Origin of the sequence: Blautia sp. HCP3S3_D9 (assembly GCF_052063845.1) — a bacterium.
GTDB lineage: Bacteria > Bacillota > Clostridia > Lachnospirales > Lachnospiraceae > Blautia_A.
The window spans coordinates 70,197-87,503 of the sequence record NZ_JBQHWS010000002.1; the positions used below are offsets into that span (position 1 = coordinate 70,197).

Annotated in this window: 14 protein-coding genes; 11 read left to right on the top strand and 3 right to left on the bottom strand. The window is 42.0% G+C overall.

What is annotated here, in order from left to right:
- The first annotated feature begins 59 nt into the window (after window positions 1–59).
- The 11 genes from ACTNES_RS01170 (at window position 60) to ACTNES_RS01220 (ending at window position 13,665) form a co-directional block, all read left to right on the top strand.
- Window positions 60–611, top strand: coding sequence for a hypothetical protein (locus ACTNES_RS01170; protein ID WP_441038325.1), 552 nt, complete (start codon window positions 60–62; stop codon window positions 609–611).
- Window positions 612–667: 56 nt separating this feature from the next.
- A complete protein-coding gene (locus tag ACTNES_RS01175) occupies window positions 668–1,591 on the top strand; it encodes a hypothetical protein (protein ID WP_441038326.1) in 924 nt (307 codons plus the stop codon).
- On the top strand, window positions 1,592–3,376 hold the full coding sequence (locus tag ACTNES_RS01180; protein WP_441038327.1) for a lysozyme family protein: 1,785 nt from the start codon (window positions 1,592–1,594) through the stop codon (window positions 3,374–3,376). It abuts the gene before it with no gap.
- Window positions 3,377–3,386: 10 nt separating this feature from the next.
- Window positions 3,387–3,986, top strand: a complete 600-nt coding sequence (locus ACTNES_RS01185) for a DUF5038 domain-containing protein (protein WP_235250099.1) — start codon at window positions 3,387–3,389, stop codon at window positions 3,984–3,986.
- Window positions 3,983–7,261 (top strand): TraG/VirB4 family ATPase, encoded by a 3,279-nt coding sequence (locus ACTNES_RS01190; RefSeq protein WP_441038328.1) that lies wholly within the window; start codon window positions 3,983–3,985, stop codon window positions 7,259–7,261. Before ACTNES_RS01185 ends, ACTNES_RS01190 begins: the two co-directional genes overlap by 4 nt.
- Window positions 7,262–7,318: 57 nt before the next feature.
- Complete coding sequence (locus ACTNES_RS01195) at window positions 7,319–10,594, top strand: VaFE repeat-containing surface-anchored protein (protein WP_441038330.1); 3,276 nt, start codon at window positions 7,319–7,321, stop codon at window positions 10,592–10,594.
- Window positions 10,595–10,649: 55 nt separating this feature from the next.
- Entirely contained in the window at window positions 10,650–11,012 is a 363-nt protein-coding gene (locus ACTNES_RS01200) for a hypothetical protein (RefSeq protein WP_154322148.1), read from the top strand.
- A gap of 493 nt (window positions 11,013–11,505) precedes the next feature.
- Window positions 11,506–11,919, top strand: coding sequence for a zinc-finger-containing protein (locus ACTNES_RS01205; protein WP_441038332.1), 414 nt, complete (start codon window positions 11,506–11,508; stop codon window positions 11,917–11,919).
- A 14-nt stretch (window positions 11,920–11,933) separates the two neighbouring features.
- Window positions 11,934–12,515 carry a sigma-70 family RNA polymerase sigma factor gene (locus tag ACTNES_RS01210; RefSeq protein ID WP_441038334.1) on the top strand — a complete coding sequence of 194 codons (582 nt, stop codon included), beginning with the start codon at window positions 11,934–11,936 and terminating at the stop codon, window positions 12,513–12,515.
- Window positions 12,516–12,533: 18 nt separating this feature from the next.
- Window positions 12,534–13,220, top strand: coding sequence for a cell division protein (locus ACTNES_RS01215; protein ID WP_441038335.1), 687 nt, complete (start codon window positions 12,534–12,536; stop codon window positions 13,218–13,220).
- A 10-nt stretch (window positions 13,221–13,230) separates the two neighbouring features.
- Window positions 13,231–13,665 carry a hypothetical protein gene (locus ACTNES_RS01220; RefSeq protein ID WP_441038336.1) on the top strand — a complete coding sequence of 145 codons (435 nt, stop codon included), beginning with the start codon at window positions 13,231–13,233 and terminating at the stop codon, window positions 13,663–13,665.
- A 112-nt stretch (window positions 13,666–13,777) separates the two neighbouring features.
- On the opposite strand, the gene ACTNES_RS01225 is transcribed toward ACTNES_RS01220, so the two are convergent.
- Genes ACTNES_RS01225 through ACTNES_RS01235 form a run of 3 tightly spaced genes read right to left on the bottom strand, consistent with a single transcriptional unit; the run spans window position 13,778 to window position 17,293 of the window.
- The gene (locus ACTNES_RS01225; protein WP_427761393.1) at window positions 13,778–14,359 is read right to left on the bottom strand and encodes an HNH endonuclease; all 582 of its coding nucleotides are present in this window, start codon (window positions 14,357–14,359) and stop codon (window positions 13,778–13,780) included.
- Between the two features lie 14 nt (window positions 14,360–14,373).
- Window positions 14,374–14,982: a hypothetical protein gene (locus ACTNES_RS01230; RefSeq protein ID WP_427761394.1), complete on the bottom strand. Its 609-nt coding sequence runs from the start codon at window positions 14,980–14,982 to the stop codon at window positions 14,374–14,376.
- Window positions 14,975–17,293 carry a sensor histidine kinase gene (locus ACTNES_RS01235; protein WP_427761395.1) on the bottom strand — a complete coding sequence of 773 codons (2,319 nt, stop codon included), beginning with the start codon at window positions 17,291–17,293 and terminating at the stop codon, window positions 14,975–14,977. The genes ACTNES_RS01230 and ACTNES_RS01235 overlap by 8 nt, the downstream gene beginning before the upstream one ends.
- Window positions 17,294–17,307 lie beyond the last annotated feature (14 nt).

The following is a 17,307-nucleotide window of genomic DNA, read 5'->3' on the forward strand; positions in this document are numbered from 1 at the left end:
GAGATACACAATAACTTGAAATTCAACACTGATACAAAACAAAGAAAGGAAATTCAAATATGAAAAAAGCCAAAAAAATAATCGTAATGTCCTTAGCAACAACCATGCTGCTTGGTTCAACCCTTACGGCACATGCAGCAACACCACAATATAAACCGTTATCAGAATACGGATATACCGGTGTCCCAAATATTACTGTGAAGCTGCCTGACAGTTACCAAACTGGAATATCTAACGCAGTAGAAGATGCTGTGAAAGACTTAGATATTAAGCTTCTGAATACCCCGACAATCACCAGAGCTACATATATACACAGCAATGTGTTCTATTCAAAAAGTAGATTGAATATCCAGTGGAATGCTGTAGATGATGCAACATCATATGAGATTAAGATTACAAAAGCAGATGGAACGGAACACGTATACACTACAACAAATAATTATCTGACTGTAAATCAAGGGGAAGATGAGTTTGTAACAGGCTGCTTAAAACAGAAGGTAGGAACGAACTGGGAATCTGCAACCGTGGCAGTTCGTGCAGTTAAAGATAATGGCAGCGTCTACAGTTTATGGTCTGAAAAAGCAGCAATATCCTGTAATGCAATCCATTAAGCAACGAATCCCCATTTATCGTCCCAATGGTAACCTTACTTTTTCAGGAGGAACACATGAAACATAAGAGAAATATTATTTTATTGCTGACACTTACTGCCTGCATGGTCATACTCTGTTCCTTCCCGGTCTTCGCGGCAGAACTTACGGAAGCAGAAGTGGAACAGGCAGTGGCAAACCAGGGAAAGGAAGCCGTTACCGGTAATATATTCATCTGGTTTCTCTGCGCCATCGCTTTTTTAAAAGTCAGCCAAAAGATCGATTCCTTCATGGCAAGCCTCGGCATCAATGTAGGAAACACTGGCGGGAACATGATGGCAGAGCTTTTAATCGCCGGAAGGAGTCTGGCAAGTTCCATGCATTTACGTGGCGGCGGTAGCGGCGGTTACCGAGCCCCCTCTTCTCCTGGTGATGCTGCTGTCGGTGGAAGCTTCCTGTCAGGTGGACTGTCCGGAGCTGTCGGAAGGCAGGTGGAACGTAGCGCAGTCAATACGGCACCTGGCTATACAGAGCATTCCAGCATCGGCAGTGTCATGTATCATTCTTCCTTAAATAAAGGTGGAGACTTTGCCAACAATGTGATCAGCCGCATTGCACAGGGTAACTACAATCAGGTCGGTTCCATTAAAGGAGCAGATGCAGAAAAGGCTTATATTTCTTATATGGGCATGAAAGTAGATTCCACACACCCTGTACCCAATTATTCCAATATGGAAATCGGAGGTGGACGGATCACCGGAACGGAATCTACCGAATCAGGTTCCAGAGAGTTTGCTCTCTATCATGCAGACCAATATATGGCACCCTCACAGGGTACATATGAAACTGTGCAGTCTGTAGACGGTGCTACATGGTACAAGCAGTATGCACAGGATGCAGTAACTAAAACCCCTTATGATGCAGGCGGTGGAGAAGTTGCCTACCATGAATCCATCGACCAGAAACTGCCCCCGACTCCTCCAAGAAAGGATCGCATTTAATTGGCAGATCACCAGACCGGTCTGAATGAAGCAGTTCGGGTAGGCAGAGCTGCAGCTTCTATTTCAGGTGCTGTAAAAGGTGCCACAGCCGGTCCCTTTGGAGCCGTCATTGGTGCTGCAATTCAGAACCGGGAAACCTTTAAAAAGGCAGTCGCCGTAATTATTTCTGTGCTTCTAATTCCAGTATTATTCATTGTCATGCTTCCAGGACTTGTCTTCGGAAATCTCTCCGAAAATACCGGAGCACTTACCAGTAACAGCAGGATCAATGAAAATATACATGCTGCCAATGAAGCCATTGTAGAAGTCTTACAGGAATGTCACGATGAGGTACTTGCTGAGGTGAATGCCGCGGCTTCTCGTGTACCGGAAAATGATGCCGTATCTATTACGGATCCCTATGCTTACTATATCTCTGTAAATGCCAATCAGCTCATTGCCCAGTTCTGTGCAAGTAAAGACAACTATCGGGATATCAACCTTACGGAACTGAAGCGGGTCATCCGGGCGAATAAGGATGGACTTTTTACTTATGACGTATCAACAGAGAGAGTTACCATGGAAGTTACGGTGGATGCCGGCGCAGAAGGGGACGCCGGTGAAGGAACAGATTCTCATACTAAGACGGTTAACTTTACCCGGCATAACTTTGTGATCAACTATGCCGGTGATGCTTATTTTGCAGACCATGTCTTTCATCTGAGCGACAAACAGAAAAAATTGGCAGACGCTTATGCAGAAAATCTGACCCTCTTTTTTGGTTCCTCTGCTTCCGGAGTTGCAACCGCCAATGTATCCGATGAGGTGCTTCGCTACCGGGCAACAGTAGAACGGATTGCTGCAAAATACGGAATGACTCCCTATGTGGAACTGATCCTTGCTGTGATGATGCAGGAATCCGGAGGACGTGGTCTTGATGTCATGCAGGCGGCAGAAGGTGGATTTAATAAGAAATATCCCCATGTGCCTAACGGTATTACGGACCCAGAGTACAGCATCGAATGCGGAATTCAGGAACTCAAATATGCCCTGGATAAAGCCGGATGCACCGGTCCAACAGATCTTGACCGGATTAAGCTTGCTTTGCAGGGATACAATTACGGTTCCGGTTATATTGACTGGGCCATGGAACGGGACGGTGGTTATACCAAAGCAAACGCCATCGCTTATTCTGATATGATGTGTGCCCGCCCTAACTGGCCTTATTCCAGATATGGCGATAAAGAATACGTAGACCATGTACTCCGGTACTACATCATTACTTCTACAGGCGGCACCTATCCTGCAAATGGAATGCAGATACCTCATTACCTGCAGACAGATTACGGAAATATTCCATATGGCGGAGGTTCCATTGCAACCAGCGGATGTGGCCCGACCAGTTTTGCCATGGTCGCAAGTTATTTAACGGGCAAAACCATCACTCCGGTAGATGCAGTTTCCTGGTGTGGAAATTCTTACTACAAACCGGGTGTCGGCACTTACTGGTCCTACTTTGCAGCGGCAGCCAGTCATTTTGGATGCGGATCGGTCACCCAGACCACCGATCCCAATAGAGTCCTAAAAGCATTGTCAGAAGGCCATCCTGTCATCAGTTCCCAAAGTGCAGGCTTATTTACCAGAGGCGGACATTTCATTGTCCTTCGTGGTGTAACGGCTTCCGGAAAGGTACTGGTTAACGATCCGAATGACAGTGCATCCAAAAACTATATCAACCGGGAATTTGATATGATGTCAGAAATTCATGCAACAGCAAGTGCATATTGGATCTTTGACAAGAAATAAAGGAGAGCTTATGAGCAGAAAAAAATTGATTCTTTCCATCCTGCTGATGATCGGCATGATCGTAGCAGGCATTGTACTGCCTGCCTTATGGAAAGCAGAAAAACAGAAAAACCATACGGCTGACCCAAATCAGCCCGCAAAAGAAATCCAAACGGAAGGAGAGGATACTGCCTCACTTCCCACATTGAAATACGTAGCCTTTGAAGAATTACAGGCATTTTTTGCAGACACCCAGATCAATGAACTAAAGCAACAATTTTCTCTGTATCTCAAAGAAACTGGGAAAACAGACATTACCTCTGTGACCTTTCTTCCAGAACAGACCACCTATCCGGAAGGAAACGACATCATGCTTACTTTTGCTTTCTCTGATAATACTACCCTTCCAGTTACCTGCAGCACCAGTACCGGTGCTTTTTTATTTGGGGAAGAAAAACTGCAAGTCAGTGAAAACATAATTACCTATGAACGTAAGACGGATCAAAAACTTCCAGCTGTTACTACAGAAGAAATAGAATCCATGCAGGAAGGCGGTTTTGCTGATACCCCAAACGATATCGAAGCAACAGAACCGGAAAAGAAAACGAATGCAAAGGAGGCGCAGCCGTGAACAACCCTGAAGAACAACAAATTGCCTTAATCCCCCGTAATTTTATTGAGCGGGGTACATTCATGGGAGGAATGTTCAAGATCCGAAATGCTATTGAAGGAGCCATTCTTGCCATCGGGATTGCAATACCTGTTGTGCATCTTCCCCTGTCCCTGACCATACGGATCATCATTTTATGTATGACATCTCTTCCAGCAGCCATGGTCGCCCTGATCGGCATCGGAGGGGAAAGTCTGACGGCTTTTCTGATGAATGCTGTCCGTTTTTTGTTTAATCGTAGAATCCTATACCGGCTGGATACCAAACCGGAGCCAAAAGGAAAACAGCGTAAAAATCCTCGTCAAAAAGAACCAAAGACGAAAAAGAACCGGGAGAAAAAAGAGAAGCCATCACCTCAACCAATGGAGATAGCTACACATGATGAGGAGGTTCCCTGTAATATGCCATCTTCTTCAGAGGAAGAGATTCTACCCGATTCAAAAGTTTCTCCCACACCAGCCTCTAAAAAAAAAGAGCGTCGCCTCTATGATATATCTACAAAACGCGGCATCAAGAAGCAGGCCAGGGAAGATATCCGAATTCTGAAATTGGAAAAGAAACAAAGGAAAAAGGAACAGGCGAAAGCTCTCAAGGTTGCGAAACGTGAAAAGAAACAGCGTTTAAAAACCGAAAAACAACGGCATAAAGAAAAACTGCATCAGGATAAGCTTGCACAAAAGGAGGCAAAACGTTTGGAGAAAGCTGCGAAAAAAGATGCACGCTCCAATAAGAAACAACCTGATCCTTCACCTTCCGTTTCCTCGAAAAAGAAAAAGCGAAAGGACATGACACTGGAGGATTATCTTCCGATTGATAAAATTGCCAACGGGATCATCTATACCACTGACCACCAATATGTAAAGATTCTGGAGATTGAACCTATCAACTTCCTTTTGCGAAGCGCAAGGGAACAGCAAGGCATCATTTACAGCTTTATCTCCTACTTAAAAATCAGCCCGGTCAAATTACAGATTAAGATGATCTCCAAAAAGGCAGATATCAATAAACATCTGGAACAGGCAGCACTGGAACTGTCCCGTGAGACCAATCCGCACTGTCGGGAACTGCAAAAGGATTACATCCAGTTCGTAAAGAAATTAAGTTCCAGAGAGGCCGTTTCAAGACGGTTCTTTCTGATTTTTGAGTATGAACCATTCAATGTAAACCGGAAAGTAGAAGAAAAAGAAATTCTTGCTGCACTGGAGACAGCTGCCCAGACAGCTAAAACGTTCTTATATCAATGCGGGAATCAGGTGATTACCCATGATAATGAAGATGAATTTACAACCGATGTCCTATACACGTTATTAAACCGCACCCTTTGTACAGAAAAGCCTCTTCAGGATCGGATTGCAGATGTCCTTGCACGCTATATGAAGGAAGGTCGCCAGGAAGAACTGGATCATATCCGAATCAACGAGTTCATTGCACCGGAGTCCGTGGATTTCCGGCACTCCAATTATGTACGAATCAATGGAATTTATCATGCATACCTGTTGGTTCCAAGCGACGGCTATAAACAGAAAGTCGCACCCGGTTGGCTGTCCTTACTGATCAACGCCGGGGAAGGCATAGACATTGATTTTTATCTGCATAAACAGCCAAAGGATAAGATTCAGCAGCGACTCGGACAACAGATCCGTATCAACCGGTCAAAGATCAAGGATGCATCCGATACAAACGCAGACTTTGATGATCTGGATTCTGCGATCCGCTCCGGATACTTTCTGAAGGCTGGTCTGGCAAATAACGAAGACTTTTACTATATCAATCTCCTGATCACGATTACTGCTTCTGATCTTGAGGAACTGCAGTGGCGTATTCAGGAGATGAAGAAACTATTGATTTCCCAGGATATGGATCTGCACTCCTGCTACTTCTTACAGGAACAGGGTTTCCTATCCTCCCTGCCGCTTGCAAACCTGGATAAAAAACTCTATGAACTGTCAAAACGAAATGTCCTGACTACGGGAGCTGCAAGCTGCTACCCGTTCACCAGCTACTCCATCTGTGACGACAATGGCATCTTATTCGGAGTAAATAAGCATAACAATTCACTGGTCATTGCGGACATTTTTGATTCCAAACAGTATAAAAATTCCAACATCTGTATTCTGGGATGTTCTGGTGCTGGCAAAACCTTCACCATGCAGACTATGGCACTTCGGATGCGGCGGAAGGGAATCCAGGTCTTCATCATTGCTCCTTTGAAGGGGCATGAATTTTACCGGGCCTGTAAAAACGTAGGTGGAGAATTCATCCAGATCTCTCCTGCCAGCCAAAATTGTATTAACGTCATGGAGATCCGCAAAGTTGATAATTCTGTCAATGAACTGCTGGATGGACCGACACTGGATGCTTCCGCTCTGGCTTCCAAAATCCAGAGGCTCCATATCTTCTTCTCTCTCCTGATTCCTGACATGAATCATGAGGAGAAACAGCTTCTGGATGAGGCACTTATTAAAACCTATGCCAGAAAAGGGATTACGCATAAAAACGAATCCCTGATTGACCCGGATCATCCAAACCAGTATAAGGAAATGCCGATCCTTGAGGATGTCTATAATATCCTGATGGAAAGTCCGGATACCAAACGTCTGGCACATATCCTAAACCGTCTGGTCCATGGCTCTGCTTCTTCTTTCAACCAGAAAACTAACGTAGACCTGACGAACAAATATACAGTACTCGACATTTCGGAACTGACAGGTTCCTCTGACCTTCTCACGGTCGGTATGTTCGTTGCCCTGGATTACGTCTGGGATAAAGCGAAAGAAAACAGGACAGAGGAAAAAGCGATCTTCGTAGATGAAGTATGGCAGCTCATCGGTGCTTCCAGTAACCGCCTGGCTGCAGAATTTGTTCTGGAAATTGCCAAAATCATCCGTGCCTACTCAGGAGCCGGCATTTTTGCCACACAAGATTTAAATGATTTCTTTGCACTGGATGATGGTAAATATGGAAAAGGTATCATCAACAACTGTAAGACCAAGATCATCCTGAACATGGAGGATGAAGAGGCACAGCGGGTAAAAAATATCCTGCACCTGTCTGAAACCGAAGTCATGAATATCACACATTTTCAAAGGGGGAATGGCCTGATCTCAACAAACAACAATAACATTACGGTGGAATTCAAAGCATCCACGCTGGAAAAGGAGCTGATTACCACCGACCGGCAGGAACTTCTGGAAATCATTGAACGCCAGAAACACAAAGAAGCAAAAGCCGGTTAACACCCGGGGCAGCGAAATTGCTGCCTTTTTCATATCTTCAAAGTAAGGAGGAGACTTATGTTAGAAAGAACAAATCAATTCATCCACCGGCTGCTCGCGTTTTTGCTTGCAGTACTGGTTACTGTCGGGACCGTATCTTCCGGCGGCATGACTGTTCATGCGGCAGACGGTACCGTCAGTTTTCACGCAGGAGCGAACATTCCGTATGGAGATTATTTTACTTCACGCATGACATTTGATGGGAACAATACCGCTTACTGTGTGGAACCACTCAAGAAAACCCCTGCTTCCGGCAGTTATTCCTATGACCTTCTGGCAAAGGATTCCCCGCTTCGGAAAGCACTGTATTACTTAAATGGCGGTTATGGCTATGAAAAGACTGTAAAAGACAAATATTTCAGCGGCTGGTCTGATGACAATTCCTATGTAATCGGGCATCTTGTCGTCGCCTATATTTATGCAGGGTATTCTTCTGATACCGGAGCCTTCCATGGCGCACCCCAGAATTTCATTGACAAAGCAAAAGAAGTTACTGAAGCAATCAAAAGCCTTCCTGCTCCCCCGGAAAACTTCCGAGCCTTTATCATTCCCGGAAGCGGAAGCCAGACTGTTGTTGGAAGCTGGTATCAGGTTCCCTACGGTTATCTGGAAATCCGTAAATCTTCAGCCAACGCCTCTGTTTCCGATGGGAACAGTAACTATAGCTTACAGGGGGCTGAATATGGCATCTACAAAGGAGACAAACTGGTACAGACATTGACAACAGATAAAAACGGCTATGCAAAATCCGGAGAACTGGAGGAAGGTAATTACACGGTAAAAGAAACCAAAGCTTCCAAAGGATTCATCCTGGACACCAAAGCCCATAACGTCACTGTCAAATCAGAAGCAACCACGCCTGTAAATGTGACGGAAATCCCACAGAGCAATCCGATGGATCTGCTCCTTCAGAAACTGGATAAAGAATTAATGGAAGCGCGACCACAGGGATCTGCATCTCTTGCGGATGCACAGTTTACTGTTAAATTCTATACCGAACAGTCCGATCAGGACCCTGCTGCAAATGGAGCCAAACCAGCACGTACCTGGGTATTTAAGACCGATGCCGAAGGAAAATCTCATTTTACCAAAGATTATCTGGTATCCGGAGATGCTTTCTATACTCAGACCGATGGAAAAACCTTTTGTCTCCCGCTCGGTACGGTGACTATTCAGGAAACAAAAGCTCCTACGGGATATTTTACCAATGATACTGTATTCGTACAGAAGATCACAGCCGATGGTGCCAAGGAAACCGTACAGTGCTACAATGCTTCATCTGTCGAAGAACAGATCTACCGTGGCGATCTGGAACTGGTAAAGGTATCCGATGGAGAACAAACACGTCTTTCTGATATTCCATTTACCATCACCTCTGTTACAACCGGCGAAAGCCATACCATCGTGACGGACAAAAATGGATATGCCAGTACAACTTCCAAATGGAACAAACACACCCAGAACACCAACCGTGGAGAAACATCGGAAGATGGGGTCTGGTTCGGATCTTCCACGCCAGACGATTCCAAAGGTGCCCTTATCTATGATCAATATGTCATTGAGGAACAGAGATGTGAATCCAATAAAGGCATGAATCTTTTAAAATTCGAAGTGACTGTATATAAAGATTCCGTTACCATTGACCTTGGAACCCTGACCGATGACCTGATTGAAATCGGCACAACAGCTCTGGATAAAGAAACAGGTACCCATATGAGCAAACCGGAAAAAGAAGTCACTCTTGTAGATACTGTCGAATATTCCGGACTAAAGAAAGGTCAGTCCTATAAGCTGGTTGGAACACTAATGGACGCCGAGACCGGTGAAGCAATTCAGATTGACGGCAAACCTGTAACTTCTGAAATGACATTCACAGCGAAAAAATCCTCCGGTACAGTAGAAGTTTCTTTTACCTTTGATGCTTCCTCACTTTCCGGAAAAACAACTGTTGTATTCGAGGAACTGTATCAGGAAGATAAACAGCTGGCTGTCCATGCGGACCTTTCTGATGAAGACCAGCAGATTTCTTTCTCTGAGATCGGCACACAGGCCATAGACTCTGAAACCGGTGAGCATATGGCAAATGCTGATGAGAAAGTGAAACTCATTGACACGATCCAGTATAAAGGGCTGGTTCCAAACCTTAAGTATACTGCAACGGGTACACTCATGGATGCGAAAACTGGAGAACCTGTTTTAATTAATGACAAACAGGTAACTGCCAAAACAACATTCACACCGGAAACTAGCTCAGGCACCGTAGATGTAGTCTTTGAATTTGATGGCAGTTCACTGGCCGGTAAGACAACCGTTGTTTTTGAATCTGTAACACAGGATAAAAAAGAGATTGCTGTTCATGCAGATCTCGAAGATGAAGGTCAGCAGATCTTTTTCCCGGAAATTGCAACTCAGGCAAACTGCCCGGATACCAATACCCAGATGGCAGTTCCAAAGAAAGAACTGACCATTACGGATACCGTTTCCTACCATCTCATTCCAAATAAAGAGTATAAGTTAACCGGAACTTTGATGGATAAGGAATCTGGTAAGTCTCTGCAAATCGATGGAAAAGAAGTTACGTCCGAACTGACCTTCACACCAGAAGATGCGGAAGGCACTGTAGAGCTTTCTTTCACACTGGACGCCACTGCTCTCGCAGGCAAAACGATAGTAGCCTTTGAGTCTGTATCTTATCAGGACAAAGAAGTCGCTTTCCATACCCAGATTGATGATGCTCCACAGACCATCTATTTCCCGGAAATTAAGACTACCGCTAAAGATGGAAAAGACGGCGACCAGGAAGTCCTTGCAGAAAAAGAAACCTCTATTATTGATACCGTTTCTTACAAGGATCTGGTAACTGGCCTTACCTACCGGGTCGTAGGTACTCTGATGGACAAGGAAACCGGAAAAGAAGTTATTATTGATGGAAAGCCAGTGACTGCGGAAACTACTTTTAAGGCAGACAAATCTGAAGGCACTGTAGAAGTAACCTTTACCTTTGATGCCACTGCCCTTTCCGGACACGATGTAGTTGTTTTTGAAAAGCTCTATGTATCTACCGGTGATAAAGACAACAAAAAAGAAGTGGAACTGACCAATCACGAAGATTTGAATGATGACGGCCAGACAGTGAAAATTACCGATGTACCAAAAAATACTCCGGATATCTCCACACCAGTCAAGACCGGCGATAATACCCCTATTCTTCTTTACGCAGGTATTGCTGCAGGTGCCCTTCTGCTTGCAGGTATTGCTACAGTAATCTATTTCCGGAAAAAGAAACAAAAATAATCTTTAATTTCAGTGCAGGCGGTCCATAGAGACTGCCTGCTTTTTGGTGATGAATATGGAAACAACCTATATCCAGACAGATATCAAACATGTTCGTAGATTCTTAGATGCCTGTGATGGGAACTGGCATCACTGCATCCATGTGACCTGCCCTTCCTGTAAAACTTCCGGTATATGCAGAGAATCCGGATTCCTATTTCATCCGGATGCCACAGCAGAACCGCTAATCCTCCCTCTTTCCGATGCCCGGATTTTATTTTCCTGTTATCCGGAACCGGAAGAATGTATAAGCAACATATCTGTATCTGCCTTTTTATCCTTATATCGCTCTTACCTGAATATCAGAACTGCAACCAAGTCCGACTGTCCCTGTATGGAACTTCTAAAAATGCAGGAAGAGAAAAACTATGACTGGTAAGTTGCGTTTTCGTTCGTTTCTGCGTACAGAATGAATAAAGACAAGGAGGTGTACAACATGCTTACACTGATCATCCAAACGATTGACAAAGGCTTTACTACCCTGATTTTTATCCCTATGGTTTATATCCTGTACTGCAGATTTACTTCTTTTCACAAAAAGAAAAGGCAGGCGCTCACCATCTACCGGATCTGCTTGATACTAATTGCATTGTTCCTGCTCCGATACTTTTGTAATAAGTTTATCTTCACGGCAGTTAATTACCAACGTTTTACAGACAGTGGCCTTTTTCCATTAATCAAAACCATTTTCTATCCAGAACATTCATAAAAAATGGCAGAAAGTGGTAATAAGGGAACATTTGGGTACCTGTTTCCGTCCCTGATATATGGGAATTCATCACACTTTTACTTACAATATACGTATAGAAAACGTAATAATCTTACTAATAAAGGATAAATATACGTATAAAAAACGTAATGCGAGGTGAATCATGATGAAGAAACAAATCATACGCTGCCCTTACTGTGGCAGCCCGGCCATTTTAAGAGATACATCTTATGTCCATGGAAAAAATGCATGGGAAGGCAAACTTTATGTATGCAGCCGCTATCCGGTCTGCAATTCCTACGTCAGCGTCCATCCCGGCACCACTCGCCCTAAAGGAACTCTGGCAAATAAATCTCTTCGTGAGAAACGGATCCGTGCACACCGGATCTTTGATCAGATCTGGAAACAGGGAATTATGTCCAAGAAAGATGCCTACCGGTGGATGTCAGACAAATTTTGCCTCGACACCACACAGGCACATATCGGCAATTTCAGTGAGTACATGTGCGAACGACTTATAGAAGAATCAGAGAAAGTCCTTCGCTACAACCATGTACCGCTGTGCCTTGCAGGGTAAGGAGGGTGGATGACATGAAAAATAATCCTATCCCCTACAGCCAGCTCATTGAAGAAAATATGGATTTGGTGCCGCAAATGGTAAATGTACTGACACGGAATTACTCGAATCTTTCTCTGGAGGAATATGAAGAGCTTACGCAAACCAGTTACCTGGCACTGTGCAATGCAGCTTCTAAATACGATGGACACCGTCCCTTCCGACCATATGCCAGAGCTGCTGTTCGTAATGCGATCTACGGATACTGGCGTACCGTTTACCAATATAATAAACGATTCTGTTCCTTAGATGCATTGCTGGAATCCGAGGACGGTCACTCTTATGAAGGTGAGTTTCACCAAAATCGTACTTCCCTTTCCACGGAGCAGGAAGCGATACAAAACCTGTCCACTGCATTTCTGAAGGAACTGGAAGCGACAGGTAGCAATATGATACAAAAAGGAATTGCCACTCTCCGTCTGCAACAAGACGGTTACACCGATCGGGAGCTTGCAAAACTATATCAGGTTCCTTCCAACAGGGTAAGGGCATGGCAGAGCAAGGCGAGAAAATGGCTGAAAGAAAATGAGATATTATATGAGCTATTAGCATCATAACAAGAAGGAGGCAGTTCTATGCTGACACTTTATACCGCCATCGGCACATTAAAATTTGTCAAAAATACAAATGAAAAATCCACTCCTATGGTTCTGAATAATCATCAGGAATTCGGACTATGCGATCATGAACTGATTCTCTGGAGCTGCCTTGCCTTCCAGATTCTGCAGATACACGAACTGGAATCTGCTTACAATGTGCGGCTTAAAAACAGCGGCAGACCGGACGGACTGACATTTTCCCACTATCTGAATCGACTGCTTTTGCGCGGTCTGATTGCAAAAGGAGAAGGAGTGACCGGCGTAGATGCACTCTATCAGCTTTTAGGAAAACTTCACATCCTTCCGGTTCACGAAACTTTCTCCACCCGGCTATTTACCTATATCCAGCTCTATGTAGAAGGGAAAATCAAGCCCGGAGATTTTGGAAAATATCTGCGGAAAGAAAAAAACACGCCTATTGAGGAAACCGTCTTAAAGCTTACGAAAGCCGTTCCACTAACCACTGCGGAACTGGTGACCTGTGTAGATCAAAAGAAAGTACCAAAGCGGGAAGAGGATATCCTCACACAACTCTATGATGGAACGGAAGATACCTACCTGACACTGGCTGACCAGGCACAGATTCTGCATATCCAGTATCCTGTCCTGCAGGCTGTGGGCAATCTGTATCTTAATAAACAAATTTCATTCCAACGATTTTGAAAGGAGTATTATGCCAAAACCATTATTATCCAAGCTGGTTGCCCAGGCGGCAATCGGCTTTTTTTGTGTACTGTTGGGATGCATCATCGGGCTGCAGACAAAAGATAAAATCCTTCTCATTATGAGCCTCGCGATCGGTGCATGCTGCCTGATTCGATGCATCAGCCTGCATCATCTCATCCATTCCGGTTCCTACCTCATAGTGGAAGGATACTGTAGCAAACGAGATGTTTCACCCTTGAAGAAAACACAGCAAATTCATCTTATCGGAGCCGATGACCGAGAATATCAGTTCACGACAGATAAAAGTGTAAAACTGCTTCAGGGGCACTATTACCGAATATATTTTCGTACTTCTCCATCAACCGATGAGCAAATCATCGGACACACTGGCAGCTTATTAGGTTTCGAAGAAATCTCATCGTTTTCTTCCCTAAAAGATTAATTCTGTTATCATACGGTTAACAACGCAAAAAAGATGCCGTGACAAGTTTTTTCTCTGTTTACGGCATCTTCTATACACAATATTCTACTACTTTCATCTAGTATAACTTAAACTATTCTTTGCTTTGAAATAATATACCTTGCAACACTTCTAACAATTCATCCATCTCTATGTAATCTTGTATTTCATCTGGCATGAGTACTTTCATCTTTTCTCGGAGCTTTTCTTTCTTCTCTATCAATTGCATAAGCTGCCAAACCTCTTTCATAGGTCTTAAATGAAACTGAAATGCCTCCTCTGCCATATATTTCCCCGTTTTTGTTTTTCCGCAGATCATACCATCTGGTTTTCTTTCTATATGTTCATCATATTCATCTGTTGCCGGATCAATAAAACCTCTCTCTTCAATGAATTGAATTTTTGCATCTTCAGATGGCCATTTAGAAGACTTTTTTCGATTACATACATAACACGAATATACCAAATTGCTATAATCATTTTCTCGAAACTTAGCATATTTTTTTGGTACAAAATGGTCTATTTCAAATGCATTTTTGGTCACTCTTTCCGTCTTACCACAATATCCACACATACATTTAAAATCTTCCCGCAACTCTGGTAGATATTCATGGTAATCCGATCGCTGTTCTAATCCCGAGCGTCGTTTTATAACTTTGTCTCCATGTATTCTCAATACTACACCTCATATTACTTTTTTAATAAATCATCTAATTTACCCAATACCGAATCTATCTGTTCGCTCAAACTTGATTTTAACATCTCCGCTGGAATTTCATCTACTTCTCCATAGGATTTCAAAATACGAAACACATCCATTAATTCTTCTTCATCTTCTATTGACAAGACATTTTCTTGTTTTTTCTTTATCATGCTCTCGTATTTTTCCTTATATTTTTTTATGGTGTTGTCGTATACCTCTGTCATCTGCTTTAATTGATCACAAAAGCCACTAAATTCTTCTTCATTCTTATCCATCACATTTCGATCACATATGGCATTTTTTACGACCAATTTTTCATCCACAGAGTCTTCTGGATAGCTTGTAAGTATCAAATATGGCAGCCCTTGTAACGCATCTTCAAGATAAAACGCCAATTGTGTCCCATTATAATCGTATTTTGATGATAACTGATAATCAATCAATAAACATTTTATTTGATTTTTCACAACCCATGCCTTAATATCTTCCATACTTCCTTCCGGAGCAATTAAAAGTTCAATATTTTCTCTTTTCAGACGCTTAATGTAATCATCTAAAAGCTCATCTGTATCATCTATAATACCGATTCTATACATCTCTCATTTCTCCTGTCTTCTTTAGAAACAATGTGATAAAGTATCCTGTTTCCGTTATTATATTTTTCGACAAATCAATTTTTCCTTCATAGTCTTTTACCGTATTATTTACAATCCATAGACCCATACCCGTTCCAATTCTTTGACCAGTAGAATCTCTCTTATCTGTTTCGAATACATCCAATGTTTTTTCAGGATTTTTTTTATACATTGGTGCCAATCCAGCACCAGTATCGGAATAATCAATTCGAATATATTCTTTTTCTTCCTTAACTTCTATATAGATATTCCTTTCTTTTGTCCGTATTTTATCAAAAGAGGCAGTACTGTTCGTTATTAAATTAGAAATAATTGTATCTATTTCATATGGGAAACAACGCAAATAAATTTCCTTTTGATGATCTCCCTTAAAAATTACTTCTATATGTTTTGAATGTAACGTTTTATTCCATGAATCAACTGCCTCTAAAATAACGGGAACAATATCTGTTTTTTTCCTTCTCCGTTTATCTTTTTTCACAGCCTCAATCGTCACTTGAAACCAAGAATTGAAATCCTCACGTATCTCATTTGCCTGATTAATATAATTACAAGCCTCTTCCATATCTTGATCTTTTTCAATTGCCTCTTTTGCCATTACAATTTTCATACTGAGTCTATGAGATAAAGTCTTAAACTCATGAATATATGTGTTTGTTACTATTCCTGTCGTTGCCAGTACTCGAAGCATTTTATTTTCATTCTCTAATTCTTCGATTTGTTCATCTTTTGCATCTAATGCAATCTTTGCATCTTCAGGATCTACCGACTTATTACTGAATTGTTCTTTATTTGATTTGCTTTCCGTATGCTTTGTGCCATCAGTGTCTTTTTTCTTTTTCTCCTTTTTTTGCTGCTCTGCTTTTCGATTAATATCATCTTGAATTTGCTTTACAGGATGATCTTTCTCATAATCAGCCGCCAATATACGACAAACATACTGACGATCTTTTTCGAGAATACACAAAATGCCTTTCAAAAATTCCTGTAATAATCGAAATTCTGGTGTTTCCACAATTCCTTCTCTATTTGATTGATCTGGTAGTGCCACGTTAACCCTAGATATAAAGATTGATCCAAGCATCTGATCAGCATTAACTCTCCAAAGCCCATCACTTGCAACACCAGCAGGAGATCCTGTTTTCCGCCTTGCTAACTGCAGCCAATCATATGCTGATGTTTTAGGATCTCCATACGGACGAACACGAAAATTATCTCTATAAAGCTTTATGCCTCCAAAAGTATCCCTTACATCAATTCTCCCTGTAATATCTTTTTGATAAAATCGTTCTTGATCTCTTTTATTTTGAGTTCTTTTTGCAAAATATAAGACCCCGCTAAATGTACCTAATCCATTTTTTAATTTTTCAGACGCACCTGGAACAATCTGACTAAATGTATATTCTTTTTCTATCGGTGTGTTATGAAAATATTCCTTTTCCTCAAATAATCCCACTTTCTTTAATATAGTATCCTCATCATTGCCAAAACTATACTCGTTGCGCCAAAGTTTCACATTAACAGCTTGACAATCTGATACTGAAAACTCTATCTTATAATCGTAAGAAAAAGACTCTAAATCACTAAATACTTCTGCGTCTTCCTCTGTATCTGTATTGCCAAAACAATATATTTTGTAAACAGAAGACAATTCATATGGAATTAACGACGCTAAATTTTCACGTATTGTATGCAACAACTCATCATTCCAACTATCTCTAAGATTTGTAAGCTTAAATATCGTACCATTTTGTTTCCATTCTTTTTTTATAAGATTTACAACCCGATAATTGCTACACCCTTCTAAAAACTGTTCAAAAGACAATGTTGTTTCGTCTAATTCCGCACCAATTTCTGTGATATTCTTTCCAGACGAAAATGAGGTCCAATCAACTGTCCATAATAACTTTTTATGATTTTCCTCTGTGCCAGTAAGCATTTGACATTTATCGGCTATTCGATCCAAAGCAAATCGACCAATTCCTTTTTCTCCTGTCTGTATACGTCCTCTCTTCGAAATAAATGTATTCTTTTTCGACGATCGCCCAATAGTCATCCAGTGTTCCTGAATAATCGATGTTGTCATTCCACACCCATTATCGGCCAGATATAATACATTCTCTTTTTCGTCAAAATACAATACACAACAGGATGCATCTGCATCATATGTATTCTTTACTAATTCAATTACCGCACCCTCTAATTTAGAAACATTTTCACGTCCAATCAATCGTGCAGTATATGCATCTACATTAAAAGGAATTTTTACCATATCTACTCCTCCTT

What these genes read in the sequence shown, in the direction of transcription:
- ACTNES_RS01170 (WP_441038325.1), top strand. Translation starts at nt 60, where the DNA reads ATGAAAAAAGCCAAAAAAATAATCGTAATGTCCTTAGCAACAACCATG.
- ACTNES_RS01175 (WP_441038326.1), top strand. Translation starts at nt 668, where the DNA reads ATGAAACATAAGAGAAATATTATTTTATTGCTGACACTTACTGCCTGC.
- ACTNES_RS01185 (WP_235250099.1), top strand. Translation starts at nt 3,387, where the DNA reads ATGAGCAGAAAAAAATTGATTCTTTCCATCCTGCTGATGATCGGCATG.
- ACTNES_RS01195 (WP_441038330.1), top strand. Translation starts at nt 7,319, where the DNA reads ATGTTAGAAAGAACAAATCAATTCATCCACCGGCTGCTCGCGTTTTTG.
- ACTNES_RS01200 (WP_154322148.1), top strand. Translation starts at nt 10,650, where the DNA reads ATGGAAACAACCTATATCCAGACAGATATCAAACATGTTCGTAGATTC.
- ACTNES_RS01205 (WP_441038332.1), top strand. Translation starts at nt 11,506, where the DNA reads ATGATGAAGAAACAAATCATACGCTGCCCTTACTGTGGCAGCCCGGCC.
- ACTNES_RS01210 (WP_441038334.1), top strand. Translation starts at nt 11,934, where the DNA reads ATGAAAAATAATCCTATCCCCTACAGCCAGCTCATTGAAGAAAATATG.
- ACTNES_RS01215 (WP_441038335.1), top strand. Translation starts at nt 12,534, where the DNA reads ATGCTGACACTTTATACCGCCATCGGCACATTAAAATTTGTCAAAAAT.
- ACTNES_RS01220 (WP_441038336.1), top strand. Translation starts at nt 13,231, where the DNA reads ATGCCAAAACCATTATTATCCAAGCTGGTTGCCCAGGCGGCAATCGGC.
- ACTNES_RS01230 (WP_427761394.1), bottom strand. Translation starts at nt 14,982, where the DNA reads ATGTATAGAATCGGTATTATAGATGATACAGATGAGCTTTTAGATGAT.
- ACTNES_RS01235 (WP_427761395.1), bottom strand. Translation starts at nt 17,293, where the DNA reads ATGGTAAAAATTCCTTTTAATGTAGATGCATATACTGCACGATTGATT.